Origin of the sequence: Sulfitobacter guttiformis (genome assembly GCF_003610455.1) — a bacterium.
Classification (GTDB): Bacteria; Pseudomonadota; Alphaproteobacteria; order Rhodobacterales; family Rhodobacteraceae; genus Sulfitobacter; species Sulfitobacter guttiformis.
The window spans coordinates 431,574-455,978 of the sequence record NZ_RAQK01000002.1 but is presented as its reverse complement, the minus strand read 5'-3'; the positions used below and the strand labels follow the sequence as shown (position 1 = coordinate 455,978).

Sequence of the window (24,405 nt, the reverse complement as noted above, 5' to 3'; positions counted from 1 at the left end):
CTCCGCGCTGGCGTAATTGGTAGCTGTTGGGCAGTAAACTCCCGAAAGGATCCCCATGACAAACGACCTCAAGCGCGCAGACATCCAGATGATCCAGCGCATTTTGCCGCACCGCTACCCTTTCTTGCTTGTGGACAAGGTCGAAGAGATTGACGGTACGCAGTCATCCGTGGGCTATAAAAACGTTACAATGAACGAGCCGCATTTTCAGGGTCATTTTCCCGGAACGCCGATTATGCCCGGTGTGACCATCGTGGAGGCGATGGCCCAGACTGCCGGTGTGATGGTGGGCGTCGCACTAGAGCAGATGGACCAGGAAATGCTGATCTATTTCATGTCGATCGATAATTGCAAATTCCGCCGCAAGGTTGTTCCAGGTGATGTGCTACGGATGGACCTGAAGACCCTGCGCGGCAAGGCGGGCGGCAAAATCTGGAAATTCTCAGGCATTGCTACCGTGGACGGTGAGATGGCTGCAGAAGCCGAATTTATGGCGATGCTTGATCTACCCAAAGGGGCTGAATAATGGCTGTGCATCCAAGCGCAGTAATTGAGGAGGGCGCGCAGGTTGATCCCTCCGCCACTGTTGGGCCGTTCTGTTTTGTTGGGCCGCAGGTTGTTCTGGGACCGGATGTTGTTCTCAAATCGCATGTGGTGATTACCGGTCAGACCACAGTTGGCGAGGGTACGGTAATCTTCTCGTTTGCGGTGATCGGTGAAATCCCTCAGGATCTCAAATTCAAGGGTGAGGCCAGCCGCCTCGAAATTGGCAAGCGCAACCGTATCCGTGAGCATGTGACCATGAACTGCGGCACCGAGGGAGGCGGCGGTGTTACAAAAGTTGGCGATGACGGCCTGTTCATGGCGGGGTGCCACATCGCCCACGACGCGATTGTGGGAAATAATGTTATCGTGGTGAATTCCGCTGCTGTGGCGGGGCATTGCGTCATCGAAGACGAGGTTATTATCGGCGGGCTGTCCGGTATCCACCAGTGGGTGCGTATCGGGCGCGGGGCCATCATCGGTGCGGTTACCATGGTGACCAACGACGTGATCCCCTACGGTCTTGTGCAGGCCCCCCGCGGGCATCTTGATGGGCTAAATCTGGTAGGTCTTAAACGGCGCGGTGTGGCCCGCGCTGACATCACAGCCCTGCGTGCGGCTTTCCAGATGCTGGCGCAGGGCGAGGGGACATTCCATGACCGAGCGGAGCGTTTGGGTGCCGAGACCGAGAGCGACTATGTCCGCGAGATCATCGATTTCGTCCTCGCTGATAGCGGCCGTAATTTCCTGACCCCCAAATGACGCTTGCGGTGATCGCAGGCCGTGGCGATCTGCCAGCGCTGGTGGTTGGGGCGACGCATGTGCCGCCGCTGATCTGCGGGTATGAAGGGATCGAACTAAGTGGCGTTACTGCGGATATGAATTTCCGCCTCGAAACTCTGGGCACCTTGTTGCTTGAGCTTGGAAAACGGGGCGTGACGCAGGTGTGCTTTGCCGGCGGTCTTGACCGTCCCGCACTTGATCCGTCCAAGCTTGACTCCCAGACGGCACCTTTGGTCCCGATGTTTATGCAGGCATTGCAGCACGGCGACGATGGTGCGCTGCGCGTGGTGGTAGAGCTGTTCGAGAAGGCTGGATTCGCGGTTCTCGGCGCACATGAGGTGGCACCTGATCTTTTGGCACAGGGCGGTATTTACAGCGCGCTAGAGCCTGATGCGCAGATGCGCATGGATGCCGATGTCGCTGCACACCATATCAAAGCGATGTCACCCCAAGACAAAGGGCAGGCCTGTGTCGTAGCAGCCGGGAAGGTCGTCGCGATGGAGGACGTGCGCGGTACCGATGAAATGCTGGCATCGCTGGGGCAAGTGGCGGGCGGTATTTTGTTCAAGGGACCAAAAGAGGGGCAGTCGCGACAGATCGATCTGCCGAGTGTCGGGCCTGCAACGCTGGAAGCGGCTTGGCGTGCAGGCCTGCGTGGTGTTGTTATTGATGCGGGTGATGTTCTTGTGTTGCATCCGGCTGAATGTACGACGCGGGCTGATGCATATGGCTTGGTCCTCTGGGCACGGGCAGGCAAATGACGCCCTTGCGTGTGTTTATCCTCGCGGGCGAGCCATCGGGTGACAAGCTGGGCGGCGCGTTGATGGCAGGTTTGAAGGCGTTGCGCCCAGAGGTGGTTTTTGACGGCATCGGCGGCGTCCAGATGCAGGCCGAAGGGCTGGTCAGCCGTTTTGATATGAACGAACTGAGTTTGATGGGCCTTGCCGAGGTGCTGCCGAAATATCTCCATCTTAAGCGCCGCATAGCGCAGACCGCCCAAGCTGTAATTGAGATGCGCCCTGATGTTCTCATCACGATCGACAGTCCCGATTTTTCGCTGCGCGTGGCAAAGCTGGTCAAGGCCGGAAGCAACATTCGCACCGTGCATTACGTAGCGCCTACCGTTTGGGCATGGCGGGCAGGACGTGCGGCCAAAATGGCGCGCTACATCGATCATGTGCTGGCGCTCTTCCCCTTTGAGCCACCGTTGATGCAGGCAGCTGGAATGCGCTGTGACTTTGTAGGCCATCCGGTTGTCGCGGAGCCTGTAGCAACGCAAGCGCAGGCAGACGCTTTTCGCGGCGCACATGCGATGGGTGAAAAGCCGTTGTTGATGGTATTGCCGGGATCGCGGCACGGTGAAGTGGCGCGTCTGGGGGAGCGGTTCGCCGCGGTAGTGCGCCTGATCAAGGCGAAGAACCCTCAGATGCACACGGTTGTACCCGCAGCTGCACCCGTGGCGCAGGCGGTTCTGGAGCTTACGGCAGATTGGCCCGATACAACGGTCCTTGATCCGCGTCAGGGCGATTACGGGCAGGCCATGATCGAAAAGCAGAGCGCGTTTGCCGCTGCTGACATTGCCCTTGCGGCCTCTGGCACGGTCTCTCTTGAGCTTGCGGCCTCTATGACACCTATGGTGGTAGCGTATGATATGAGTCCATTGAGCCGGTTCATCATCAGCAGGATGATGCTGGTGGATACTGTTACCCTCGTTAATCTGGTGTCCGAGACGCGGGTCGTGCCAGAGTTTATCGGCAAGGTCTGTACGCCTGAAGCGATTGCCAAGGGGATCGAAGCAGTGATCGCCGCGCCCGATGCTCAGCGCGCTGCGATGGCCCTTACGATGGAGCGTCTAGGGCGCGGCGGCCAAGCGCCCGGTCTGCGCGCTGCCCATGCCGTTCTGGATGGTCTCGGCACAGTCTAGTTCAGCCGCGGTGGATCCAACCGCCGCCAAAGATACGGCTGCTTTCGGGATCGTAGAAAACGCAGGCCTGACCGGGGCTTACGCCTTCTTCTGCAACTAATAGTTCAACTTCGCCTGTCGTCGCAGTCAGGGGGCGCAGGATCGCATCTACCGGAGGTTTGGTGGAACGTACGCGCACTGTTACGGGCCATTCTGTCCGCGCATCAAACGCCTCGTCTCCGAGCCAGTTTACTTCCTTGAGCGGTACGGTGCGCGTGGCCAGCATCGCCTTTGGCCCGACAACAACCTGTTTACGATCCGCATCGAGACGGACAACGTAAAGGGGATTGGCAAGCCCGCCGATGCCAAGGCCACGCCGCTGGCCGATGGTGTAATTGATCACACCGTCGTGACGAGCCAGCACGTTGCCTTGCGTATCGACAATATCACCGGGGTCGGCCGCTTCGGGCCGCAACTTCCGAATAACGGAGGCATAGTCGCCATCAGGCACAAAGCAGATGTCCTGACTGTCTGGCTTGTTGGCCACGCGCAGCCCGTATTTTTCAGCGAGCTCGCGCGTTGCTTCCTTGGACGGCAGATGGCCCAGCGGAAAGCGCAAATAATCAAGCTGTTCAGGCGTGGTTGAGAACAAGAAATAGCTCTGATCCTTGCTCGCATCGGCGGCAGCATGGAGTTCGGGGCCATTTGTCCCCATCTTGCGCTGGATGTAGTGGCCTGTGGCCATACAGTCGGCCTCGAGATCCTTGGCGGTCTCCAGCAGATCCTTGAATTTCACCCGCTCGTTGCAGCGGATACAGGGCACAGGGGTGGCGCCGCCGAGATAACTGTCGGCAAATTCGTCGATTACCGCGTCCTTGAAAACGTTTTCATAGTCTAGGACGTAGTGAGGAAACCCCATATCCTCGGCCACGCGCCGTGCATCATGGATGTCGATGCCTGCGCAACATGCCCCTTTTTTCGCCAGCGCCGCACCATGGTCATAAAGCTGGAGCGTTACACCGATCACGTCATATCCTTGCTCGGACAACATCGCCGCCACAACAGAACTGTCCACTCCGCCCGACATCGCCACCACCACACGGGTGTCGGCAGGTGCTTTGGCAAAGCCGAGCGAGTTGAGCGGTGGGGTTTGATCAAGCATGGGGCAGGTATCCTGTGGTCGGGTGTTATGGTGGAATATAGGAAAATGCGAACTACTCACAAGGGGCGGCTTCATGTGTCTTTAACGACAGGGGCGCGATGGTGCACCAGTAATGGAAATGGTGTGTCTTATGTATTTGAAAAAAGTTGACGGGCCCCGGGCGGTTACCCTTGCGGACGGGACGGTTATGTCGATGGCTGATTTACCTCCTCCGGGTACGCGACGTTGGGTTGCCTCGCGTAAGGCGGCTGTGGTGCGGGGTGTGGTCTACGGGCTGGTGAGCAAGGATGATGCGCTTAAACGCTATAACATCAGTGATGATGAATTCATAGAGTGGGTCAGAGCGGTTTCGACCCATGGCGAGGTGGCATTAAAAGCAACAATGGTTCAAAAATATCGACAACTTTAGGTTGTTTTTCCATGCGCTGCGGATATGTTCACGACTAGTTAACCTTTGTTGTTCACGATTGGTCCATAGAAAAGTCCCTAGCTGCCGGAGTTGAACAATATGCGTGTCTTGCTTGTCGAAGATGACCCGACCACATCCAAAAGCATCGAATTGATGCTGACCCATGCGAACCTGAACGTCTATGCGACGGATCTGGGAGAGGAAGGGATAGATCTGGCCAAGCTTTATGACTACGATATCATTCTTCTTGACCTCGATCTGCCTGACATGACGGGTCATGAGGTGCTGCGCCAGTTGCGGTTGAGCCGTATCGAGACGCCAATCCTGATCCTTTCAGGGGCTGATGACACCGAGAGTAAAATAAGGGGATTTGGCTTTGGCGCTGACGATTACCTGACCAAGCCTTTTCATCGGGAAGAACTGGTCGCGCGCATCCATGCCATCATCCGCCGTTCCAAGGGGCATTCGCAATCGGTCATCGATACAGGGCTGATTTCTGTTAATCTAGATGCCAAAACAGTGAGCGTTGAGAATAAGCCGGTGCATCTGACTGGCAAAGAATACCAGATGCTTGAGCTTCTTAGCCTTCGCAAGGGCACGACGCTGACCAAAGAAATGTTCCTCAACCACCTCTATGGGGGCATGGACGAGCCAGAGTTGAAGATTATCGACTTATTTATATGCAAACTGCGGAAAAAGCTGACAAATGCGACCGGCGGTGCAAGCTACATCGAAACAGTCTGGGGCCGGGGCTATGTGCTGCGCGACCCTGAGGCTGCGGAAATGAAAATCGCTGTTGGCGCTTGAAAGCACGCGGAGAAGGATTGAGACGAGACAAGATGTGAAAGATGCTAGACCTGCCTTTGGTCGCGGCCTATCTAACTCAAGGTAGGCGGCAACCCGAAGGCAGGTTTTGTGACTTCTGAAGAAAATAATTCTAGTGTGAACATCGACACCCTGTCCGAGCAGGACGCCGCTGCGGAACTTGCTGCGCTGGCGCTTAAGTTGGGCGCTGCGAATACGGCCTATCATACACAGGATGCGCCGGAGATCTCCGACGCCGAGTATGACAACCTCAAACGGCGCAATGCCGCGATCGAAGCGCGCTTTCCAGCGCTCAAACGCAATGATAGCCCCAGCGAACAGGTGGGTGCATCAGTGGCATCGGGTTTTGGAAAAATCGCCCATGAGGTGCGGATGCTGTCGCTGGGCAATGCCTTCACGAACGCAGACGTAACAGAGTTTGATGCGTCGATACGAAAATATCTTGGCTTAGGGGCGGATGATCCGCTGAAATATACCGCTGAGCCGAAAATTGACGGCCTCTCGCTCTCTCTGCGCTACGAAAGCGGCAATCTGGTGCAGGCGGCCACACGCGGCGACGGGTCTGTCGGGGAGAACGTGACAGCCAATGCGCGCACCATCGCGGATATCCCCCAGCAGATCAGCGGCGCGCCGGAGGTTCTCGAAGTGCGGGGCGAGGTTTATATGAGCCACGCGGATTTCGAGGCCTTGAACAGACGACAAGAAGCGACAGGGGCCAAGACATTTGCCAATCCGCGCAATGCTGCCGCAGGTTCGCTGCGCCAACTTGACGCCGAAATTACGCGCGCGCGCCCGCTGAGGTTCTTTGCTTATGCATGGGGCAGTTTGTCCGCACCGCTGGCCGATACGCAGTCCGGTGCCATCGCGGCGCTTGAGGCGCTGGGGTTCTCAACCAACCCGCTGACCGTGGTATGTGACGGGCCCGCCCAACTCGTGGATCATTATACGAAGATCGAAGCCGCGCGCCCGCAGCTTGGCTATGACATCGATGGAGTCGTATATAAAGTGGATGATCTGGCGCTGCAGTCACGCTTGGGTTTCCGCTCAACTACACCACGCTGGGCGATTGCGCATAAATTCCCTGCAGAACTGGCCTGGACCACACTCGAAGGCATCGATATTCAAGTGGGCCGCACTGGCGCGCTGAGCCCCGTCGCGCGGCTGTTACCAGTGACTGTGGGTGGTGTTGTGGTGTCGAATGCGACCCTGCACAACGAGGATTATATCAGGGGCTTTGACAGCAAGGGCCAGCCCATCAGGGAGGGCAAGGATATTCGCATAGGCGATATGGTTCAGGTCTACCGTGCCGGTGATGTCATTCCAAAAGTCGCGGATGTGGACATCACAAAACGTCCCGAGGCAGCCGCCGCGTTTATCTTTCCGACACAATGTCCGGAGTGTGGCAGCGACGCTGTGCGTGAGGCGGGAGATGCTGTGCGCCGTTGTTCGGGCGGCATCATCTGTCCCGCGCAGGCGGTAGAAAAGCTTAAACATTTTGTTTCTCGCGCAGCGTTCGACATTGATGGAATGGGCGCAAAGCAGGTGGAGCAGTTCTATGCCGACGGCTGGATTAAGGAGCCTGCGGATATTTTCGCGCTTCAAAAAAGATATGGCGCCGGCCTACAGCAACTTAAAAATCGTGAGGGCTGGGGGGAGAAATCGGCCAGCGCCTTATTCGCCGCGATCGAGGACAAGCGCAAGATCCCGCTTGCACGCCTGATCTTCGGGTTGGGAATTCGTCATGTTGGAGAGGCATCGGCCAATATGATTGCCCTGCACTATGGCACTTGGGCGGCCTTGCGCCGTGCCATGGAGGAGGCACGAAGCATGGAAGGTCCCGCATGGGACGATCTGGTTTCAGTCGATGGTATGGGTAGTATCATGGCAGGCTCGCTCGTGGGGGCCTTTGGGCAGGAGGCTGAACTGGCCTCCATCGAGCGGCTTGTGTCTGGGCTGTCGGTACAGGACGCTGTACGGGCTGACACTTCCGGCTCGCCGGTGGCGGGTAAAACGGTGGTGTTTACCGGCACGCTTGAAAAGATGACCCGTGCTGAGGCAAAAGCCCGCGCCGAGCGTTTGGGCGCAAAGGTCGCAGGCTCCGTCAGCGCCAAGACCGATTTGCTAGTGGCAGGGCCGGGCGCGGGGTCAAAGGCTAAAAAAGCCGCCGATTTGGGGATTAAGGTGCTGGACGAGGATGGCTGGCTTGCGCTGATCGCAGACGCATGAGCACCCGTCCCGAACCCCTGTTTCCGCTATTTGCGGGGCTTGATACGCTTGCAGGTATTGGTCCGAAAACAGCGCAGAATTTTGCGGGTCTTGGCGTTATTGCCCCTCGTGATTTGCTTTTTACTTTGCCGCAATCGGGTATTGACCGCCGTCTGGTACCTACAGTGCAGGGCGCGCCATTTCCTACGACGCTGACGGTGGCTGTCACGATCGGGAAGCACAGTCCGCCGCGCAACAAGGGCGGCGCCTACCGCATCCATGTCGAAGACGCGGAAACATCATTTCAGCTGGTGTTTTTCCATGCCCGCGGCAACTATTGGCAGCAGACCCTGCCCGAAGGCAGCCGCCGGATTGTCTCAGGACGAGTAGAGCTCTTTGACGCTGTGCCGCAGATGGTCCACCCTGATTTCACCGTTCCCGAAGAGGAGGCGGACAGCGTTCCGAGTTTTGAACCGGTTTATCCACTCACGCACGGGATTACGCAAAAATTGATGTATAAGGCCACTCGGGGAGCGATCGCGCTGGTACCGCCAATGGGGGAGTGGATCGACGCGAGCCAGATGAGAAAAGCGCAGTGGCCTGATTTCTCAACCGCCATCACCGGCGCCCACGATCCGATGTCTTTGGGGGATGTCTCGACACTTGCGCCCGCCCGCGAACGCCTTGCCTACGACGAGCTTCTGGCCCATCAGATAACGCTGGCGCTGGCTCGGCAGGTGGAGCGGCGCAAGAAGGGGCGCGCAGCAAAATCGACAGGGCTGTTACAAAACAAGGTGCTGCAAACGCTGCCATATAAGCCCACTGGTGCGCAGCGCCGTGCCATTGGCGAAATCATTGCAGACATGGAAACCGAGCAGCGGATGAACCGGTTGCTTCAGGGCGATGTTGGTGCAGGCAAAACGCTGGTCGCATTTATGGCGCTGCTTGGTGCAGTTGAGGCCGGCGGGCAGGGGGTGCTGATGGCACCTACCGAGATCCTCGCGCGCCAGCATTTACAGGGGTTGCGCCCTATGGCCGAAAGCGCTGGAGTGGTGTTGGAGATCCTCACGGGGCGAGACAAAGGCGCGGAGCGGGCTGCGAAGCTTGCCGCGCTTGAGCGGGGCGATATCCAGATCCTTGTGGGCACTCATGCGGTGTTTCAGGAATCGGTAGTATTTCATGATTTGCGACTTGCCGTAGTGGACGAGCAGCATCGGTTCGGCGTCCGGCAACGGCTCGAACTGGGGCGCAAGGGGCGGCAGGCGGATGTCTTGGTAATGACAGCTACGCCAATTCCGCGCAGTCTGGCACTTGCCCAATATGGCGATATGGATGTGAGTGTGCTGGATGAAAAGCCGCCCGGTCGTAAACCGATCCAGACAGTTCTGGTAAGCACGGATCGTTATGAACAGGTGGTTGAGAGGCTACGCGTGGCGATTGCAGAGGGGCGACAGTGTTATTGGGTTTGCCCGTTAGTGGAAGAAAGCGAGGTCAGTGACCTGACCGCGGCGGAAGAGCGGTTCAAACGACTGCGTGCTGTTTTGGGCGATGGGGTGGTCGGGCTGGTCCATGGCCAGATGCCGCCCGCGGAAAAGGATGCAGGTATGGCCGCATTCCAGCGCGGCGAGACGAAGTTGTTGGTCGCGACAACGGTTATTGAGGTGGGCGTTGACGTGCCGAATGCCTCCATCATGGTGATTGAGCGCGCAGAGAGTTTTGGGCTGGCACAGCTCCACCAGTTGCGCGGGCGGGTCGGACGCGGAACTGCGGCGTCGAGTTGCCTGTTGATGTACCAGAACCCCCTGACCGAGACGGGGCGCCAGCGTCTGGAAGTGCTTCGCGAAACCGAGGATGGCTTTTTGATCGCCGAAACCGATTTGAAAATGCGCGGTACCGGCGATCTTATCGGTACAGCACAATCAGGAGTGCCGAGGTTCAAGGTGGCGGACCTTGAGAAGCAGGCCGCGCTGATGGCTGTTGCACAGACAGATGCGCGAAAATTGCTTTACGAGGATCCAGCACTGACAGGTGATCGCGGAAAAGCAGCACGCATGCTGCTTTGGCTCATGCGGCAGGATGAGGCAATTCGTTTAATTTCAGTTGGCTAAATGTGAGTGTTCTAAAAAGTTCACAAATGTTCTCATAAAGTTCTTTACACTTTGTTCACAATATGAGAACAAAGGAGCAACAAGAACGGAGAGACACATGACCTTCTACAAAACACTCAAAGCCATTGCCATCCGGTCGCAAGACACGCTGGTTCATGATGCGGCAGGCGCCGCAGCCTTGATTGTAATGCTTTTTGTTGGTCTGCATCTTCCCGCGATTGTTTGATTTTCTGCCTGCGCTCTCATGCCGCGACCGGTTTTTCGGTGCATATGTCCCAAACTGATGCACCGCTTATGTCACGTTCTGCCTGTCCATGACATTTTTGGGGGGTGCCTTCCCCAACCGGTCTCTGGGTCCCACATGAGAAACGCATTTTTTAGCGCCGCCATCCCAAGTGGATGTGCGGCGTCTTTTTTGGCAAATCGCAGAGTATCAGCCGGTTGCAGCGTCCATCGCTTCGGCGAGTGCTTCGATGCTCAGCAGGATCGAAGCATGCCGGTTCTTGTATTCCACAGCGGGGGTCAGCACTTCAAACCCATCAAACGGAGCGTCGGGTACTCCGCCCTTGCCCTTTAACATAGCCTTGAGTTGATCGCGGCCGCGCTGAACGGTTTCCAATGTCGCGCCTTGGGCTGCTTGTGCGGTGATTGACGCTGCTGCCTGGCCCAACGCACATGCTTTCACGTCCTGACCGAGGGCGGACAGGTGGCCGTCGGATATCATCACATCGACTGTCACACTTGATCCGCACAAGGGCGAGCGGCGCGTCACGCTCGCGTCGGGCCTCTCTAGCCTCCCCAAATTAGGAATATCAGTCGCGAGTGCGAGTATACGCGCGGAGTAGAGCTTGATCAGATCGGTGTCGTTGGACATGGCTTTTCCTTTATCTGACATCTACATAAGCCTAAGTTGCCTAGATGCAAAAAACTTTTGAGCGAGGTACCCGCTGATGTCCTTTGATCCTTTGACCCTGAAATATAACGAAGCAGGGCTGATACCCGCGATTGCGCAGGATCACGAATCCGGCGACGTGCTGATGATGGCGTGGATGAATGCGGAGAGCCTGATGAAAACTCTGGAAACGGGGCAGGTGACCTACTGGAGCCGCTCGCGGCAGGCGTTCTGGGCCAAGGGGGCGACGTCGGGAAATGTCCAAACGCTCAAGGAAATGCGGGTGGATTGTGACCGTGATTGTTTGATGATGCAGGTAGCGCAGATAGGTGCGGCCTGTCACACGGGCCGGCGCAGCTGCTTTTTTACCGGTGTGACTATTGAGGGTGAAAAAGACCTCGGATGAAACATTAGCATCCCTCTTTAAAGTCCTATTATAGATTGAATATCCTTCACGGAATGTCCTTCGCTGCGCATGAGTGCGATGGCGCGGGCATTGTCGCGTTTGGCCAATCGCTTCCCCGTCTCATCGCGGATCAGCCTATGGTGATGGTACACCGGTGTCGGAAGATCTAGCAGCGCCTGAACGACGACATGAATGGCGGTAGCTTCAAGCAGATCACGCCCGCGCACCACATGAGTAATGTGTTGGGCGGCATCATCGAGAACGACTGATAGGTGATAGGACGTGCCCATATCCCGCCGAGCGAGGACGATATCCCCGACACCGCGTTGCATTTCATCTGCGGTAATCGGAACATATTGCGCGGTGCCTGATCCCTCCTCGGTAAACCCCAGCGGCCAGTCGAGCTGCGCGCAAGCCCACGCCATATTAAGCCGCAATGGCAAATCGCGCGGGCGCACTGTGGTTGGCGGATGATCGGTCCTGCATGTGCCTGGGTAGATAAGGCCATCCGGCCCCAACATCGGCGCACCTTCTTGCGGCGCGGCCGTAGCTGCGGCAATATCGGCACGCGAACAGTAGCAAGGATAAAGGACACCGCGCTGCCAGAGCTTATCGAGGGCGGCATCGTAGGCTGGCTGGCGCTTAGATTGTCGCATAACGGGTAGTTCCCATTCGATGCCGAGCCACGCAAGATCACTGTATATTTGCGCCTCCCACTCGGGGCGTGCACGTGAGAGGTCAATATCTTCGATTCTCAATAAAAACCGTCCATTGGCCGCCTGTGCCAGACCATATGCCAAGAGGGCAGAATAGGCATGGCCAAGATGCAGCGGCCCTGTTGGAGACGGCGCAAAACGGGTTGCTAGCGTCAATATTTTTCCATGACGTATACTGTTGATTTCATCGATTTTCCGGGAAGGTGTAGACCGTATTCCGCAAACAATATCTGTGCCGCACTACAATCGATCCATTCGTTGAGGCGCCCCATCTGGCCCGGATCAGCAAGGGCCAGATCGTTGAGGGAGAATACCAGCTTACCGCCAGACGGGAGAGCCTGCATCAAAAGATCGAAGGTTGTCGCCGGTGCGGCCCCAAGGCCGATCACGCCAACCGCACTGATTAAAGCATATCCACCCTCGGGTTTTTCACCCGGTGGTATCTGTTGCAGGCCACGGTAGATATTTTTCTGCTCTGCCACGGCGAGCATCGCGGGTGAAATATCTACACCGTCGACCGTGGTGAATCCTACTTCCTTAAGCGCCTCGCCGGACAATCCCGTACCGCAACCAAAATCCAGCACTGGCACGGACCTATCAGGCGCAAATGCTGCGAGTGCTGCCGCGCAACGCGCAGGTGTGGCGTAGCCCTGCTCGGCCAAATCGACATCATATAGAGACGACCATTCGTCATAAAACAAACGGGTATGATCCGCGTCGCGGTCGGTGAAAGCTTGATCCAGAAAAACACTCATTAAAGCATCTTAGGGAGGTTAACCTTCTTGTCCAGCGCTTAGCCATGCCTGCCAGTCGGCTTTTGCGCGGTCAGTATAGGCCTTGTACCGGTCCTTTCGCCCGCGCCGTCCTGCCTTGAGGCCATCCACGGGAGGGAAAAGACCGAAATTAACATTCATTGGCTGGAACGTCTTGGCATCTGCACCACCCGATATGTGGGTAATAAGTGCACCTGTTGCGGTGGTTGGTGGCGGCGTTTCAAGCGCTTTACCATTTAGTTCTGCTGCGGCCAGTCGCCCCGCGAGCATCCCCATCGCAGCACTTTCCACATATCCCTCGACGCCTGTAATCTGGCCTGCAAAGCGAATATTGGGCTTTGACTTGAGGCGCATCTGTGCGTCCAGTAGCGTGGGCGAGTTGAGGAAGGTGTTGCGGTGAATGCCGCCTAGGCGGGCAAAGTTCGCATTCTCCAGACCGGGAATTGTTTTGAATACAGCAGTTTGTGCACCGTACTTCATCTTGGTCTGGAACCCGACGATATTATAAAGCGTGCCAAGTTTATTGTCTCGGCGAAGCTGTACAACAGCATAGGCTTTTACATCGGGTTGGTGGGGATTTGTCAGGCCTACAGGTTTCATAGGGCCAAAGCGCAGTGTTTCGCGTCCGCGCTCCGCCATAACTTCGATCGGCAGACAGCCGTCGAAATACCCTGCAGTCTCACCCTCGTGGAACTCGGTTTTTTCGGCAGTCTCGAGCGCGTCGATAAAGGCGTAATACTGGTCGCGGTCCATCGGGCAGTTCAGGTAGGCGGTGCGCTCTTCCTCCGTCTCGCCTTTGTCATAGCGGGACTGCATCCACGCTTTGCTCATGTCGATGCTGTCATGATAAACAATCGGTGCGATCGCATCGAAAAACGCCAGCGCTTCGGCGCCAGTTTGCGCGGCAATTGCGGAACCAAGTGCCGTCGAGGTCAGTGGGCCTGTTGCAATGATCCAAGTACCCTCATCGGGCAGATCAGTAACTTCGCCATACTCAACAGTGATATTGGGATGTGCCATCAGCGCATCAGTCACGGATTGGGCAAATGGATCACGGTCAACGGCAAGCGCGCCACCCGCAGGAAGGCGATGTTTTTCCGCCGTTTGCATGATCAAACCGCCAGCTTCGCGCATTTCCCAATGCAGCAGACCCACGGCATTCTGCTCACTGTCGTCCGACCGAAACGAGTTGGAGCAAACCATCTCACCCAAAAGACCCGTCTGGTGCGCAAAGGTACCTACCTTTGGTCGCATTTCGTGGATGACCACAGATACGCCAAGTTGTGCAGCCTGCCACGCAGCCTCTGATCCGGCCATGCCGCCGCCGATAATGTGTAATGTTTTATCCATGCCCCGCAGATAATCCAGCGCGCAGATTGGTGCAACGGTGTGTACGCAACTTCGATGCGGCAAAGTAGCAAATCATGTTCTATCTAGGACTAGAATTTTTGGGCCGGGGTATTTTGGGGTCGCTGCTGCGGGAATTAAGGGGATCAGATGAGAGTCTGATCTGGAGGGACCTTCCGCAGGCAGCGACCCTAAATTGGGCAGGTCTTTATGCCATGACCTATTTGTGCCTTAATCTCGCCAGAATTCATAGACGTAACTGCGCAACACTGCGGTGCAGATTTGGCAACAGTAGGCGAAGATATATAAAGCCCCCGGTCATCATAGATGCCGGGGGCTTTGTTTTTATGCGTATTCAAGCTCAGGACGGCGGTGAAAGCACATCCATTTCCAGTCCCGATGGCACGGACGCTGGCACGCCGAGCCCACGTTTGCCCGCGCCTTCATCAGTGAGTGCGCCCAAAAATGACATAATTTTGTCTATGTCGGCCTGCTGCAGGGAGACGTCGATGATTTCTATGGCCTCCGCGATGCGCATAACCTCGTCGAAGTCATCCATCACCTTCCAGTCATCTACGTTCACGTCTCGTGATAAAACTGCTTTTGTCCTGTCATAGCTGGCAAGCCCCTCAACTGCGTCAAGGTGATGGCGGATAATATCTTCGAGGTTGGCGTAGGCGCCGTTATGGCCGTAGGGGCCGGTCATCGTGATGTTGCGCAAAGTGGGGGTGCGAAAACGGTACATGTCTTCTGCCTCTTTCGTCACCATCCCGCGCCCTGCATCGGATGCATAGTCATCCTTGCCAGGACCCAGTTGCGGCATACCGATGGCATGAAAGTTGTGATCGGTCTGGAATGCACCTGAGTGGCAGGTGGAACAGCGCGCTTTGCCGTAGAAAAGATCCATACCGGCAAGCTGCTCCTCTGACATCGCATCCTCACCGGCGAGATAGCGGTCAAAGGGGCTTTGCGTGGCGCGGAATTCGGAGCCGATAAATGCGGAAAGCGCCGTGCCGATGTCGGTAATATGAATTTCGGGAGAACCTGCGGCGGCGAAGCGGGTGCGGTAATCGGGTATGGAATCAATGCGTTTCGCAAGAATATCCCACGCGCCGCCATCCCCCATGATACGGTCGGCGGCGACAGCATCGGCGACCTCGTTCTCGCCGGGGTGGCCGGACATTTCGTCTGGCGACAGGATGGGCAGAATGTTCTGCGCTGCCAACGCCGATACAACAGGCTTCTCCAAAGTGCGTCCCGCTGGCATACGGATGCCGAACATCGCATGCCGGTCGCTTTCGGTTCGTCCGTCGTGGAACATCACAGTGTATTCTTTTGCGCCTAGATTAAACAGGGCAGGCGCATTGCGCGGAATACGCGCCTTTGGTGCATTGCCCATGTCAACATGCCGCGATGCACCAAGGCCAACGCCGCCTTCGCCCACCGAAAGTGACATCCCGTCAGACGTGCCGAGGGTGGGGTGGTGGCATGTCGCGCAAGCGATGTTTTTATTGCCTGACAGAACCGGATCAAAGAACAGATCGCGCCCCAGCTCTACCAGATCGGGCGGAAACTGGTGAAAATCGGTATCGGAGATCGCAACTGGCAGTGGGCCTGCCAGCGCCGCGGTCGTACACAAAAGGCCAGCGCAGACGGCATCCAGCATTCTTTTCATCATCATCACAGTTCCTCACGAGATTGTGAGGTTAGCTATCAAGATTTTGACACATTTGCGATCTTCCGTTTGGAAATTCACATTAACGATTTGGGAAACAGTCAGCTTTTCCAGTCTGGCGCGCGTTTTTCAATAAATGCCTGCATGCCTTCCGACGTGTCAGCATTTGCCAGATTTTCGACCATGACGGCGCCGGTATGGGCATAGGCGGCTGCGGTATTCATCCCCAGCTGCTCGTAAAACGCGCGCTTTCCGATCCTGACCGCAGCACCCAGCTTGGCCGCGATCTGGTCGGCAAGGGCCGCTGTTTGGGCTTCGAGTGTGTCGGGTGGCACAACACGGTTGATCAACCCGAGTGTCTCGGCGCGGCTGGCATCAATGAAATCGCCTGTGGTCAACATCTCGAATGCCTTTTTGGGCGCGATGTTACGGGTGAGGGCGACCATAGGCGTTGAACAAAACAACCCGATGTTGACGCCGTTAACGCCAAAACGGGTGCCTTCTGCCGCTACGGCCATATCGCAGGTCGCAACCAGCTGGCAGCCCGCTGCGGTGGCGATTCCGTGTACCTGCGCAATGACAGGTTGCGGCATTGACTGGATCCGCAGCATCACACTTGTGCAGCGGTCGAACAGATCTGCGAAAGCTGCCGCACCCGCATCCTTGTTTTTGCGCATTGCCTGCATCTGGCGCAAATCATGTCCTGCGCAAAACGCCTTGCCCGCGCCTGACATGGTAATCACACGGCATTCAGGATCCTGTGCCAAATTATCAAGCGCTTCTTGCAGGGCTGTCAGCATTTCATCACTGAGCGCATTGAGCCGTTCGGGGCTGTTCATCGTGAGATGCGTGACCGCGTCCCGTTGCGTAATTTCCAGAATTGCCATCTTGCGTCCCCCCATGCACCGCGCAACTCTAGCCGCAGTAGTGCAGGGAGGACAAGCATGGCCGTTAAGGGTAAAGTGATGATGCAGGCGCCGGAGTTGATGGCGTTTATGCGCGAGGTGTTCCAGCAGGTGGCGGACGATTTCAATGTCGAAGAGGTCAAGCCAAACGAGGTAACCATGCGACTGATTATCACCGAAAAGCATTTGCGCCCCGGTGGGACAGTGTCGGGTCCGTCGATGTTCGCGCTCGCAGATGTGGCTGCCTATATTGCGACGCTGTCGATGATTGGGCCGCAGGCGTTGGCCGTTACGACAAATTGCTCGCTGGATTTCATGCGCAAGCCCAAAGCAGGCGTAGATTTGATCGCGGTGGCCAAGCTGTTGAAGCTGGGTCGCCAGCTCTCGGTTTCGCACGTGCTGGTCTATTCCGAAGGGATGGAGGAGCCTGTAGCACAAGCGACGATGACCTATGCGATTCCGCCGGCACGTGTGCCGTAAATTGGTACAATTTTAAAATTTTCAGGATTGTATTAAAAAAGGGCAGGGAATTTCCCTGCCCAAGTGAAGAGGTCTGGCCCGCGTCACGGGGATGTCACGCCTTCCAGAACACCTTGCGCGTCTCGCTCAGAGCCGCGCCGGGTGTTAGTCCCACATCGCGCAGCTGCCATTTCTCGAGTTTATCAAGGTCGAGGCGGGTGCGGCGGCGGGTCGCCCATTTGGTTAGGCAGGCTGCAAACTTGACGCTAAGCACTGCGAGCAAGGGAATGCTGCGTGTTGCGTTCAAAACCGTAAGGTCTTCGTTTGTCAGGACCGATGCCTGTGCCATGGGGAATTCTCCTTGTTAAAAATTGTATTGACACAATTATGTGGTCGTGCCAGAAATATTGGTACAATACAAAATCAGCTTGGGCCACGGAAACATTGTAATGGATACAATTTGGATGCCGCAGGTCGATCCGGCGGTCAAACCGAAGTACAAAGCGGTCGTACATGCGATCCGTGAGGCTGTGGACGCAGGGGTTTTGGGGCAAGGTGACAAGCTGCCGCCGGTGCGTGAGCTCGGATGGAAGCTCCAGATGACGCCCGGAACGGTGGCGCGTGCCTATACTGTGCTCACCGACGAAGGCGTGCTGGTTGCCGAAGTCGGGCGCGGCACTTTCGTCGCGGATGTGGCCCCACCCGAGCCGCCGCTGAACCTGATGGAAATGGATGTGATCGAGCATCTGACCGGTGGCGATAATTATAACGTTAATTTGTTTTCGCCGCATCTGCCCAACGGCGGGCAATCCGCGTTGATCCGAAGCCTGATGGCGCAGATTGCAAACGATCCGCCTTCCGGTGTGATGCACTACCCCTCGCGCAGGGGGGCGCAACCGGCACGAGAGGCGATGCGCCATTGGGTGCGTAACATTGATCTTGGTCCGCTACGCGAAAGCGATATCGTGCTGTCACATGGCGGACAGAATGCCATCATGTTGATCTTTCAAGCGATCCTGAAAGGGCGTCGCCCTGTGATTTTCCTCGAGGAGCTGTGTTATCCTGGGTTTCGGCGGGTGGCGGCTGCGTTGCGCGCCGAAGTTGTGCCAGTGGCAATGGACAAGGACGGAATGTGTCCGCTCGCCCTTGCTGCTGCCGCCGAACGGTATCCCGAAGGACAGATCATTTGCACCTCACCCGAAGTGCACAGCCCGACCTGCGGGTTCAGTCCGCTTGCCCGCCGCGAACAGATTGTCGAGGTTGCACGGCGCTATGATCTGCAAATCGTCGAGGATGACTGTTATCGCATCGGGGCGGCGCAGGCATCTTCCTACCGCAAGCTCGCGCCCGAACGCGGCTGGTATATTACCTCGCTGAGCAAATCCATCACGCCCGCCCTACGCATCGGCTGTGCCATTGGGCCGCGAGAAATGACGCCGGCATTGCACCGTGCGGCGGAGCATGGTTTTTTTGGGCTGGCCACGCCAATATCTGATCTGGCGGCAGTGCTGCTGACGCATCCTCGATTAGACGCGATTATGGCGCGGACGCGTGACGGGGTGGCCGATTATGTAAGGGCTGCCGTGAACAGGCTGGGTGTTTATGATCTGCGTTGGCGCGAGGATGTGCCGTTCGTTTGGCTTAACCTGCCGGACGGCTGGCGCGCGTCTGCATTTTGCCGCGCTGCCGAGACGAGGGGCGTCAGGGTGCGCGCCGCTGAGGAGTTTGCCGCACGTCACGCGCAAACGCCACACGCTGTGCGGATGGCGATCAATGCGGGTGTGAGCCTCAAGAGCTTTGACGCTGCGATGGGACGGCTGCGGGATCTGTTGGATAACCCCTCCGAGGAAATTGGCGTTTAGAGGGCTGTAATTGCACCGACCACGATGCCCGCTGCCATCGCGCAAAGCGTGATTGCGCCCGACAGCAGCGCCATTTTCGCCTATGAAAATGGCCGCTCGCCGAATGTACGCCCGTTGATCCCCGACACGACAATGCGGTAGGCACGTTTTCTATAGGGATAATGCATGATCCAAACCGGAATCAGGATCCGGCGGTAGTGGATGCCAGTGGTATCTGTTTTATAGGTGATTGCATGGACGCCTGTCTCGTTTACTTCCTTCTTGATCTGGTTTCGGATGAGCAGATCCTTGTCTGCCGCATTTGCCGCCAGTCCCTGCATGACGCTTTGATGGTGCAGTTCTGCGGCAAAACCCGCGAGGTATCCTGCCTCGGTAGGGCTTGAGGTCAACGGGATCAAAAGCATGCAGGATCCCGTCCCGTATCAAAGGCGTGACGTGGGGCGATGCAGGCATGAACAGGTCGTCGAAGGCGATTGTAATACGTCCACGTGTCCGGCGTGTTTTGATCTTGTTGCTGCCGAAATCCACATACCTTGCCCAATAGGCCACTGCCTCGTCGCTGTCGAAGGTCCAGAACGGTGCATAAAGCCCGGCGACGGTGCATTCGCGTGTAACCCTTCGGAGGGCGGTGGGTGCGAAAAGGCGACGAGCAACCGAGTCCTGTGCCAGCCGCTGCGCAAAAGGGAAGTCCACGTGAAACGGGATCAGTGCCATGGTTTGATGACCGTCCTGACCCGACACCAGAACCGCAGGTCCGTTGCAATACGGGCACTGTGTGGACAGCGCACGCGGCGCATTGCAAGGCAGATTGATCAGGCGCCATCAGCGCCCTCCCAACAGTGTCGCAGCGATATGAACAGTTACGGTGATCCGCGCGCCTGCACGCGCCAGAGCAGTGTCCAGCTCACCCAATCGCCGATGACAGAAGCGCAAAACATCACATTGGCCAGCCACATGCCGACAATTGCCACACCACCGATGCGCCGCAATTAGCTGGCAGAGCCTCGGCGCGGTTCATGCCGCGCTTCACGGCGCTGGATCATCCGGTGTACCGGTATCAGTCCGATCACTGCCGAAAGGCCAAACAGCATCAGTGTGGCGATGGTCACGTAGATATCTGTCATGCCCTAAGTAATCTTGTGTATGCGCCAGATTCTACCCCTCGGCAGCCCCGGAAGCGAAGGGACGGCGATCAAAAATGCTGCTAAAGATGGGGTAAAATGATACCGTAATTGCAAGCCATTGATTTCAAACACTCTATTGCAGTTTGCGGTGCTTGACCCGCCCGTTGGCTGGGATATAAGCCCTCCATCACATAGGGGTATTTGCCCCGATCCACCACTAACGGGATTACCGTATATGAAAACCTTTTCTGCAACACCGGCAGACATTGACAAGAAATGGATCATCATTGATGCCGAAGGCATCGTGCTGGGCCGTTTGGCGTCAATCATTGCCATGCGTCTGCGGGGCAAGCACAAGCCCTCCTTCACTCCTCACATGGATTGCGGCGACAACGTCATCGTAATCAACGCCGAGAAAATCCAGATGACCGGCAAGAAGCGTGAAGAAATGTTCTATTGGCACACCGGTCACCCCGGCGGTATCAAGGAACGCTCCAAGGCGGATATCCTCGAGGGCAAGCACCCCGAGCGTATCGTAACCTTGGCCGTTAAGCGCATGCTGCCAGGCAACCGTCTGAGCCGTCAGATTATGACCAACCTGCGTGTTTATGCGGGCGGTGAGCATCCTCATGAGGCGCAGGCGCCTGAAGTTCTGGATGTTGCATCCATGAACAAGAAAAACACACGGAGCGCATGAGCATGGCTGATGAAATCAACACACTCGAAGATCTCGCATCTGTTGCAGGCATTCAGGCCACTCCGGAAGTCGAGCTGACCCCACGCGAGCCAGTCAAAGACGAATTTGGCCGTGCATATGCTACAGGCAAGCGTAAAGATGCGGTCGCCCGCGTCTGGATCAAGCCGGGTTCCGGTAAGGTCGTTGTAAACGGCAAGCCGCAAAACGAATATTTTGCGCGCCCCGTTTTGCAAATGATCCTGCAGCAGCCTTTTGGCATCACAGGCACAGACGGCCAGTTTGACGTCTACGCCACTGTCAAAGGTGGCGGTCTGTCTGGTCAGGCCGGAGCGGTAAAGCACGGCGTGTCCAAAGCACTCCAGTTGTTTGATCCAATGCACCGTGCCGCGCTGAAAGCGGCAGGCTTCCTCACACGCGACAGCCGTGTTGTCGAGCGTAAGAAATACGGTAAGGCCAAAGCGCGTAAGAGCTTCCAGTTCTCCAAGCGTTAATTTTTACGATACGATTTTGGAAAAGGCCGCGCCGCATGGTGCGGCCTCTTTCGTTGTCGGGCCGGCATGTGCCTTATGGATGCAGGCGGGCGCATGTATTTGCACCTTGAAATTCGCGACGCTGCGAATTTAGGTGGGGAGGCGGCAACAACGGGGAGCGGAGAATGAATGTGATGATAAGGGGTATCGGAATATCAACGGCGCTAACTCTGTTGGCGAGCTGTGGAACGCCTGAATTCCGGGCAGAGCAGAATATCTGTACGTCTGAGTTCCTCACCAAAATTCCGCCGCGTCTGGAGCAAGAGTTGTACAATCGCTCCGAAAGCAGACAGGTTCCAACAGGGCGATTAACCTGTACTACAGTCGGAAACACCACGGACTGCGTGCAGCAGATGCGGACCGAATTTTACACCGTACCAGCCGTAGTCACAGTGGACCGGAACAAGCGGCGCCGCGATGCGCAGATCAACCAGTGTATACAGCGCTCATGCCTGGAAAAATTCGGAAATTTGGCATGCAAAGCCTAGCTAAGCCTTCGGCCTGAGGCCTCAGACCTCTTTTTGAGAGGTGAGCCTTTTATGCTGCGGCTTAGTCCTTATATCTTCTGTAACAAAAGAGGTGCCCCCCATGAAATATTCGATCCTAGATCTTTGTCCTGTTCCAGAGGGTAGCACCGCTGCGGATGCGATGCGCAACACAGCCGACCTTGCACAGCACGCTGAGCGCCTTGGTTATTACCGCTATTGGATGGCCGAGCACCACAATATGCCGGGCATTGCTTCCGCAGCGACCTCTGTTTTGCTGGGCCATGTGGCGGGTAAGACAAAGACCATTCGCGTAGGCGCGGGCGGGATCATGTTGCCAAATCACGCACCTCTTAGCATTGCGGAGCAGTTTGGCACGCTGGCAACCCTCTACGGGGACCGCATCGATCTCGGGCTTGGCCGTGCACCGGGTGGGGATCACGCCGTTTGGCATGCGATGCGGCGCGGCCGCACGGGGGAGGATAACTTTCCCGCTGAAGTCACCGAATTGATGGGATATCTTGATGACGCCGATCCGCGTGCACAGGTTCAGGCGCATCCCGGACAGGGGACAAAGGTGCCGCTGTGGATCTTGGGTTCATCGCTTTATGGCGCGCAACTGGCGGCGCATTTCGGGCTTCCCTATGCGTTTGCGTCGCATTTCGCGCCTGATGCACTTGAGGATGCAATTCATATCTATCGCCGCGATTTCAAACCATCTGATACGCTTGCAGCACCCAAGTTCATGTTGGCCGTAAATGTAATCGGTGCTGATACAGATGTGGAAGCTCAATATTTGCGAACATCAGTTCAGCAGGCGTTTGCACGTTTACGCAGTGGCAAGCCGGGAAAACTTCCGCATCCGGTCAAGGATATTGACGCCGAGATCGGTTCAGCCATGCGCCGCGGTGTTGATCAGGCTTTGCGTATCAATGCGACTGGTTCGCCTGAAACGGTGCGCCGGCAACTTGAAGCAATTGTCGCAAAATATCAGCCGGATGAATTGATCCTCACAGGCCAGATACACGATCAGGCAGCGCGCAAACGCTCCTTCACGATTGCGGCTGACGCACTGAATACCATTGCGGTCGCGGCCTAATCGTCCGGTGCAATAAGGCCCAGTCCGCGCAAGTAGATACCAATGCCGGTTTCCAGCAGATCTTCGGGCGGAAAGGGCGACGCACGCCCGGGTGAATTGCGCGCAAACAGTTCCACAACGCCGTGGCTCATCGCCCAGATGTGCGCAGAAAACATTGATGCGGGGGGGCGCTTGTGGGCGGGAATATGCTGGCTCAGGTCGGTGGCGGCTTTTTCAAGCACACCATTGGCACGGTTGGCCACCGAAGCGAGGGCAGCGGTGCGGTTGATCTGAACGCCGCTCTCGAACATCGCAATGTAATGACCGGGGTATTTGCGCGCAAACGCAAGGTAGGCACGGCCGGTAGCCTCGAATGCCTTGAGTGCGGATGGCTGCCCGCTCTCGTAGGCATATTCCATCAAATCGCCAAAAATCTCATAGCCCTGAAGTGCGGCTTCCGCGATCAGATCTTCGCGCCCCTCGAAATGGCGGTAAACGGCCGCAGGCGTCACACCAGCCTGCTTTGCAGCTTCTGACAGGGTAAATCCAGTCGGGCCGCGAAGCTCAATCAGCGCGAGAGCGGCGTCGACAAGCGCCTGCCGCAGGTTGCCGTGATGATACCCGCGTTTAGGCATTCCATATCTCTGGCCCGCCGCAAATGGCCGTGTCGATCGGGCCGATGGCATCCACGTTCTTCTGGTCATAGTCAATGCGGTGTAGAATGGTGCGAATAGCGTTCAGGCGTGCGCGGCGTTTGTCATCGGAGCGGACGATGGTCCACGGCGCATGGGGAGTGTGGCTCCGCGCCAATGTATCCTGAATAGCGGCGGAATATTCATTCCACAGATGTAGGCCTTTGACGTCGATGCCTGACAGCTTCCATTGTTTGAGCGGATCGCTTTCGCGTTTAAGCATCCGCTTGAGTTGTTCGGCCCGCCCTACATTCAGCCAGAATTTGAAGAGATGGATGCCGTCCTCAACCAGCATCTGCTCGAAAGGCTGAACCTGATTGAAGAATTTTGTGTTCTGGTCGGGTGTGCAAAAACCGAAGACAGGCTCGACGACACCACGGTTATACCAAGACCGGTCAAAAAAAACCAACTCACCAGCAGTGGGTAAATGGCTGATGTAGCGTTGAAAATACCACTGGTTTGCTTCGGTATCCGTTGGTTTATTGAGGGCCACCACATGCGCACCACGGGGGTTGAGGTTCATGCGAAAGCGCCCGATTGTGCCACCTTTTCCGGCAGCATCACGCCCTTCGAACACCATTGCGACGCGGCTGCCGGTTGAACGGACCCATGACTGTAGTTTGACCAGTTCAATTTGTAGCAGTGCCATCTCGGCTTCATAGACTTTGCGGCCCATGCGGCTGCGGTGCGGATAACTCTTCGAGAGAATATCCCCTTTTTCCGCGGATTTTACCGCGCGACGCACATCCTCCGGCGCATCATTTTTGTAATATGTGCTTATCGCACCGTCAAACGGCAGCTCCATCTCGGGCCTCATCAATTGATT

General features: G+C 56.7%; 28 protein-coding genes. 16 read left to right on the top strand and 12 right to left on the bottom strand.

The features are described from left to right. Positions 1 to 55 precede the first annotated feature (55 nt). Genes fabZ through lpxB form a run of 4 tightly spaced genes read left to right on the top strand, consistent with a single transcriptional unit; the run spans position 56 to position 3,250 of the window. A complete protein-coding gene (gene fabZ / locus C8N30_RS14860) occupies positions 56 to 526 on the top strand; it encodes a 3-hydroxyacyl-ACP dehydratase FabZ (protein WP_025062007.1) in 471 nt (156 codons plus the stop codon). Further along, positions 526 to 1,305 (top strand): acyl-ACP--UDP-N-acetylglucosamine O-acyltransferase, encoded by a 780-nt coding sequence (gene lpxA, locus C8N30_RS14855; RefSeq protein WP_025062008.1) that lies wholly within the window; start codon positions 526 to 528, stop codon positions 1,303 to 1,305. Before fabZ ends, lpxA begins: the two co-directional genes overlap by 1 nt. Beyond that, positions 1,302 to 2,087, top strand: coding sequence for an LpxI family protein (locus C8N30_RS14850; RefSeq protein WP_025062009.1), 786 nt, complete (start codon positions 1,302 to 1,304; stop codon positions 2,085 to 2,087). Before lpxA ends, C8N30_RS14850 begins: the two co-directional genes overlap by 4 nt. Then, a complete protein-coding gene (gene lpxB / locus C8N30_RS14845; protein WP_037967860.1) occupies positions 2,084 to 3,250 on the top strand; it encodes a lipid-A-disaccharide synthase in 1,167 nt (388 codons plus the stop codon). The genes C8N30_RS14850 and lpxB overlap by 4 nt, the downstream gene beginning before the upstream one ends. A gap of 1 nt (position 3,251) precedes the next feature. Here the strand turns inward: lpxB and mnmA are convergent, their stop codons facing one another. Next, positions 3,252 to 4,391, bottom strand: coding sequence for a tRNA 2-thiouridine(34) synthase MnmA (gene mnmA, locus C8N30_RS14840; RefSeq protein ID WP_025062011.1), 1,140 nt, complete (start codon positions 4,389 to 4,391; stop codon positions 3,252 to 3,254). Between the two features lie 130 nt (positions 4,392 to 4,521). Between mnmA and sciP the strand changes: the two genes are divergently transcribed. The 5 genes from sciP to C8N30_RS19850 all read left to right on the top strand — a co-directional run bounded on the left by sciP (position 4,522) and on the right by C8N30_RS19850 (position 10,164). Then, positions 4,522 to 4,800, top strand: a complete 279-nt coding sequence (sciP, locus tag C8N30_RS14835; RefSeq protein WP_025062012.1) for a CtrA inhibitor SciP — start codon at positions 4,522 to 4,524, stop codon at positions 4,798 to 4,800. A gap of 99 nt (positions 4,801 to 4,899) precedes the next feature. Further along, positions 4,900 to 5,607, top strand: a complete 708-nt coding sequence (gene ctrA / locus C8N30_RS14830; protein WP_025062013.1) for a response regulator transcription factor CtrA — start codon at positions 4,900 to 4,902, stop codon at positions 5,605 to 5,607. Between the two features lie 135 nt (positions 5,608 to 5,742). After that, on the top strand, positions 5,743 to 7,851 hold the full coding sequence (gene ligA / locus C8N30_RS14825) for an NAD-dependent DNA ligase LigA (RefSeq protein WP_037968283.1): 2,109 nt from the start codon (positions 5,743 to 5,745) through the stop codon (positions 7,849 to 7,851). Next, a complete protein-coding gene (recG, locus tag C8N30_RS14820) occupies positions 7,848 to 9,938 on the top strand; it encodes an ATP-dependent DNA helicase RecG (RefSeq protein WP_025062015.1) in 2,091 nt (696 codons plus the stop codon). Before ligA ends, recG begins: the two co-directional genes overlap by 4 nt. Before the next feature lie 97 nt (positions 9,939 to 10,035). Next, positions 10,036 to 10,164 (top strand): hypothetical protein, encoded by a 129-nt coding sequence (locus C8N30_RS19850; RefSeq protein WP_269667557.1) that lies wholly within the window; start codon positions 10,036 to 10,038, stop codon positions 10,162 to 10,164. A gap of 207 nt (positions 10,165 to 10,371) precedes the next feature. Here the strand turns inward: C8N30_RS19850 and C8N30_RS14815 are convergent, their stop codons facing one another. Continuing rightward, positions 10,372 to 10,812 carry an iron-sulfur cluster assembly scaffold protein gene (locus tag C8N30_RS14815; protein ID WP_025062016.1) on the bottom strand — a complete coding sequence of 147 codons (441 nt, stop codon included), beginning with the start codon at positions 10,810 to 10,812 and terminating at the stop codon, positions 10,372 to 10,374. A 76-nt stretch (positions 10,813 to 10,888) separates the two neighbouring features. Between C8N30_RS14815 and hisI the strand changes: the two genes are divergently transcribed. After that, the gene (hisI, locus tag C8N30_RS14810) at positions 10,889 to 11,236 is read left to right on the top strand and encodes a phosphoribosyl-AMP cyclohydrolase (RefSeq protein WP_025062017.1); all 348 of its coding nucleotides are present in this window, start codon (positions 10,889 to 10,891) and stop codon (positions 11,234 to 11,236) included. A gap of 17 nt (positions 11,237 to 11,253) precedes the next feature. Here the strand turns inward: hisI and gluQRS are convergent, their stop codons facing one another. From gluQRS to C8N30_RS14785, 5 genes are all read right to left on the bottom strand, one after another. Next, entirely contained in the window at positions 11,254 to 12,108 is an 855-nt protein-coding gene (gluQRS, locus tag C8N30_RS14805) for a tRNA glutamyl-Q(34) synthetase GluQRS (protein WP_025062018.1), read from the bottom strand. Next, a complete protein-coding gene (locus C8N30_RS14800) occupies positions 12,105 to 12,707 on the bottom strand; it encodes a class I SAM-dependent DNA methyltransferase (RefSeq protein WP_025062019.1) in 603 nt (200 codons plus the stop codon). Before C8N30_RS14800 ends, gluQRS begins: the two co-directional genes overlap by 4 nt. An 18-nt stretch (positions 12,708 to 12,725) precedes the next feature. Next, a complete protein-coding gene (trmFO, locus tag C8N30_RS14795) occupies positions 12,726 to 14,075 on the bottom strand; it encodes a methylenetetrahydrofolate--tRNA-(uracil(54)-C(5))-methyltransferase (FADH(2)-oxidizing) TrmFO (RefSeq protein WP_025062020.1) in 1,350 nt (449 codons plus the stop codon). Between the two features lie 358 nt (positions 14,076 to 14,433). After that, positions 14,434 to 15,753: a cytochrome-c peroxidase gene (locus C8N30_RS14790; RefSeq protein WP_025062021.1), complete on the bottom strand. Its 1,320-nt coding sequence runs from the start codon at positions 15,751 to 15,753 to the stop codon at positions 14,434 to 14,436. Positions 15,754 to 15,848: 95 nt separating this feature from the next. After that, complete coding sequence (locus C8N30_RS14785; protein ID WP_025062022.1) at positions 15,849 to 16,634, bottom strand: enoyl-CoA hydratase; 786 nt, start codon at positions 16,632 to 16,634, stop codon at positions 15,849 to 15,851. A gap of 57 nt (positions 16,635 to 16,691) precedes the next feature. Here C8N30_RS14785 and C8N30_RS14780 point away from each other — a divergent pair, with 57 nt between their 5' ends. After that, a complete protein-coding gene (locus tag C8N30_RS14780) occupies positions 16,692 to 17,132 on the top strand; it encodes a PaaI family thioesterase (RefSeq protein WP_025062023.1) in 441 nt (146 codons plus the stop codon). Between the two features lie 94 nt (positions 17,133 to 17,226). Here C8N30_RS14780 and C8N30_RS14775 read toward each other — a convergent pair whose 3' ends face one another. Then, positions 17,227 to 17,460, bottom strand: coding sequence for a DUF1127 domain-containing protein (locus C8N30_RS14775; RefSeq protein ID WP_025062024.1), 234 nt, complete (start codon positions 17,458 to 17,460; stop codon positions 17,227 to 17,229). Between the two features lie 100 nt (positions 17,461 to 17,560). On the opposite strand from C8N30_RS14775, the gene C8N30_RS14770 reads away from it, so the two are divergent. After that, the gene (locus tag C8N30_RS14770) at positions 17,561 to 18,973 is read left to right on the top strand and encodes an aminotransferase-like domain-containing protein (RefSeq protein ID WP_025062025.1); all 1,413 of its coding nucleotides are present in this window, start codon (positions 17,561 to 17,563) and stop codon (positions 18,971 to 18,973) included. An 80-nt stretch (positions 18,974 to 19,053) separates the two neighbouring features. On the opposite strand, the gene C8N30_RS14765 is transcribed toward C8N30_RS14770, so the two are convergent. Next, entirely contained in the window at positions 19,054 to 19,377 is a 324-nt protein-coding gene (locus tag C8N30_RS14765) for a hypothetical protein (RefSeq protein WP_025062026.1), read from the bottom strand. A gap of 289 nt (positions 19,378 to 19,666) precedes the next feature. Between C8N30_RS14765 and C8N30_RS14760 the strand changes: the two genes are divergently transcribed. Further along, entirely contained in the window at positions 19,667 to 19,966 is a 300-nt protein-coding gene (locus C8N30_RS14760; RefSeq protein ID WP_120222888.1) for a hypothetical protein, read from the top strand. Here C8N30_RS14760 and C8N30_RS19845 read toward each other — a convergent pair. Beyond that, a complete protein-coding gene (locus C8N30_RS19845) occupies positions 19,963 to 20,097 on the bottom strand; it encodes a hypothetical protein (protein WP_269667558.1) in 135 nt (44 codons plus the stop codon). The genes C8N30_RS14760 and C8N30_RS19845 overlap by 4 nt on opposite strands. Positions 20,098 to 20,332: 235 nt before the next feature. Here C8N30_RS19845 and rplM point away from each other — a divergent pair, with 235 nt between their 5' ends. The 3 genes from rplM (at position 20,333) to C8N30_RS14740 (ending at position 22,908) form a co-directional block, all read left to right on the top strand. Further along, positions 20,333 to 20,794, top strand: a complete 462-nt coding sequence (gene rplM, locus C8N30_RS14755; protein ID WP_025062027.1) for a 50S ribosomal protein L13 — start codon at positions 20,333 to 20,335, stop codon at positions 20,792 to 20,794. 2 nt (positions 20,795 to 20,796) lie between these two features. Further along, positions 20,797 to 21,285, top strand: coding sequence for a 30S ribosomal protein S9 (gene rpsI / locus C8N30_RS14750; protein ID WP_025062028.1), 489 nt, complete (start codon positions 20,797 to 20,799; stop codon positions 21,283 to 21,285). Positions 21,286 to 21,912: 627 nt separating this feature from the next. Next, positions 21,913 to 22,908 carry an LLM class flavin-dependent oxidoreductase gene (locus tag C8N30_RS14740; RefSeq protein ID WP_025062029.1) on the top strand — a complete coding sequence of 332 codons (996 nt, stop codon included), beginning with the start codon at positions 21,913 to 21,915 and terminating at the stop codon, positions 22,906 to 22,908. On the opposite strand, the gene C8N30_RS14735 is transcribed toward C8N30_RS14740, so the two are convergent. Together C8N30_RS14735 and ppk2 are read right to left on the bottom strand one after the other, a co-directional pair. Continuing rightward, positions 22,905 to 23,522, bottom strand: a complete 618-nt coding sequence (locus tag C8N30_RS14735; RefSeq protein ID WP_025062030.1) for a TetR/AcrR family transcriptional regulator — start codon at positions 23,520 to 23,522, stop codon at positions 22,905 to 22,907. The two genes, C8N30_RS14740 and C8N30_RS14735, sit on opposite strands and share 4 nt — an antisense overlap. Then, a complete protein-coding gene (gene ppk2, locus C8N30_RS14730) occupies positions 23,515 to 24,384 on the bottom strand; it encodes a polyphosphate kinase 2 (protein WP_025062031.1) in 870 nt (289 codons plus the stop codon). The genes C8N30_RS14735 and ppk2 overlap by 8 nt, the downstream gene beginning before the upstream one ends. Positions 24,385 to 24,405: the final 21 nt, after the last annotated feature.